This is a genomic window from Streptomyces bobili (assembly GCF_002154575.1).
Lineage (GTDB): Bacteria > Actinomycetota > Actinomycetes > Streptomycetales > Streptomycetaceae > Streptomyces > Streptomyces bobili.
On record NZ_MUBA01000767.1, the window covers coordinates 1 to 2563 of the forward strand.

Here is a 2563-nt window from a genome sequence, read left to right on the forward strand (position 1 = left end):
GCAGCCGCAGCGCGAGCAGCAGCGGTACGGGTTCGCGGGCGTCCTCGGCCAGCCGGGCGAACCAGGACACGTGGGCGGGCATGGCGCGCAGGGCCCGCTCCAGGTCGGCGCGGAGCCTGCGGGTCGCCTGGGCGGGGGTCGCGGCCAGATGGAGGAGTTCGGCGGTCAGGGCCGCACCGGTACCGGTCGCGGCGCGCAGGCCGTCGCGGTCGTCGGTGACCTCGGGTATCCCGGCCAGCCGGGCGACGGCCGCGTCCCACTGGGCGTGGTGGTCCTGCCAGCGCCGGTCGACGTGAGCCAGCTCCTCGCCGCCGCGCCGCGCGGCCAGCCGGTCGAGCAGGCGGTGCCGGTGCAGCTCGGCCATCACGTCCACGCACTGCCGGTCACCAGCTGCCGCTCGTCCGGCGAAGGCGGGCAGGTCACCGAGGCCGAGCGGGATGCCCCGGTAGCCGGGCTCCTGCTGCGGGGCCATCCAGCCGATCAGGTCGATCAGCGTGGCCGCGTCCGGCCTGCGCCGCAGTCCCTCCCGCAGCAGCGCGTCGAGGGCCTCGGCGCGGACCGGGTCCCGTTCGGGGCGGAACTCGGTGAGCCAGAGCCCGAGCCGTTCCCGTTCCCTGCCGCGGGCCAGCCGGCGGACCATGGCCGGCCAGTCGGCGTCGAACTCCTCGCCGAGGCGCGCCGGGTCGGTGAAGACGCGGCCCGCGTGCTCGAAGCGGGGCGCCTCCGGGGCGGGGCCGGGCGCGGCGGCGGCGGGGTCCGCCGTACGGTCGCCCGTGCGGGGGACGGGTCCCAGCCGGGGCACCGCCCTCGGGCTGCGCCCGGCCAGCCATTCGGCGACCTGCTCGGACCCCCAGCGGTCGTCCGGGTGGTGGGCGAGCAGGCCCTGGCAGAGCAGCCGGACGTGCCCGTCGGTGATGCCGTCGAGGTCGAGGGCGCCCGCCTGCACCGCGTCCATCACGGACGCCGGCTCGTGGTGCCTCTCGACCGGGTGCCGGCCGCGGGCGGCCTCCGCGACCAGGACTCCGAGCGACCACCAGTCGTCCGCCGCGCGCACGATGGGCTTGCGCAGCAGCGCCTGCGGCGAGGCGTAGCGCGGGGTGGCGGCCCAGGTGCCGGACGCCTCGCGCGGGGAGCGGGCGACGAGCGAGATGCCGAAGTCGATCAGCACCAGGCCTTCGGCGGGCCGGGCGTAGTCGCCGAGGACCAGGTTGGACGGTTTGAGGTCCCGGTGCACCACGCCCGCCGCGTGCAGCGCGGTCAGAGCCCCGTGCAGCCGGCCCACGAGTCCATGGATCTCCTGCGACGACAGCTTTCCGTGGTCGCGCAGAAAGGTCGCGAAGTCGGTGCTCCCGTGCGAGGGCAGCACATGGAAGGGCGCCCCGTGGGCCGTCCCCCGCTCCAGGACGTACGACAGCCCGTCGTGCAGCGGTTCGGACAGCAGGCCGGTCACCTCGTCGTCGGGGGCCGCGTCGGGGTGGAACCACTTGAGAACCCGCTCGGTGTCCGGGCCGGCGGCCCGCTGGTCGAGCACCCGGAACACGGCCGCGCGCAACTCGGCGGAGCGGCCCTCCTCCCCGGCCCGGTGCACGGTCTGCTCGCCGCGCCTGGGCAGGCGTTCGCGCGCGAGGAAGCGCGTGGCCAGGGTGGGCGGCAGCGTGTCCGGATCGCCTCGCGGGTCGGGCGCGGGCAGGCCGCCGGACGGCGTTTCGGGCTCGAAGAGCGTCGGCGGGACGAGGTCCTCGCCGGGGCCACCGGGATCAGCAGGAAACGTCATGGAATTCACCTGCGGACGTGAAGGACCGAGCGGTCCGGGGGCGGACGGGTGGAACAGGCGGAATGGGCGGATCCATTGGTGAATACCGACCGTTGCGGACGTATCGAAAAGGAATTCGGATGCGCATGCGATTTCGGCGCGGCTCGCGGAGCGGGGGTAATGCGGCGGTACGGCGACGGCGTCCCGCGGCGGACGACCGGTGCCCCGCGGAAGGCGAAAGAAGCCGCCGCGTGAAGTCCGCCCCGGCCTCGCCCGCCCTTGCCGAACACCCGGCGGTCGCGCCACCCGCGCCGATATGTTGACCGGCATGAACCCTGATGGTCTGCCGGACCGCGCCGACCTCGAACGGGAACTGCGGAACCTGCGCCGTGGCGGCCTGCCCGCGCTGCAGTCGCTGGTGCCCCGGGCGCTGCGCGCGGTCACCCTGCACTGCGGACACGCCGAGGGCGAGGACGACCTTGCCGACGGGGCGGAACGGCTCATCCGCGCCGCCGCCGAACGGCTCGGCACCGACGACCTCATCGGCCGCGCCGCCCAGTGCACCTTCGGCCTGCTGCCCGGTCACCGGGGCGACCCGGCCGCGGACCGGCGCCGGGCGGCGGCCCAGGTGTACGGGGTGAGCGACGAGCGGTTCCGGCACAGTCAGGAGCGGCGGGTCGTCGAGCAGCTCGCGGGAGCGATCCTCGCCGAGGCCCGCGAACCGGCCGCCCGCACACCCCGGCCCGCGATCCTGCCCCGCCCCCGTCCGGCCCGCCCGGCCGGGCCGCGCCCCACGACCGTTCCGTACAC

1 protein-coding gene and 1 pseudogene are annotated in these 2563 nt (G+C 76.0%); one reads left to right on the plus strand and one right to left on the minus strand.

What is annotated here, in order from left to right; translation table 11 throughout:
• Nucleotides 1-1774: protein kinase domain-containing protein (locus BZL64_RS39360; RefSeq protein WP_158101590.1), on the minus strand; the 1774-nt coding region annotated here is incomplete at its 3' end.
• Nucleotides 1775-2081: 307 nt separating this feature from the next.
• Between BZL64_RS39360 and BZL64_RS37405 the strand changes: the two are divergent.
• Nucleotides 2082-2563 (plus strand): annotated as a pseudogene (locus BZL64_RS37405) (macro domain-containing protein); the annotation flags it as partial.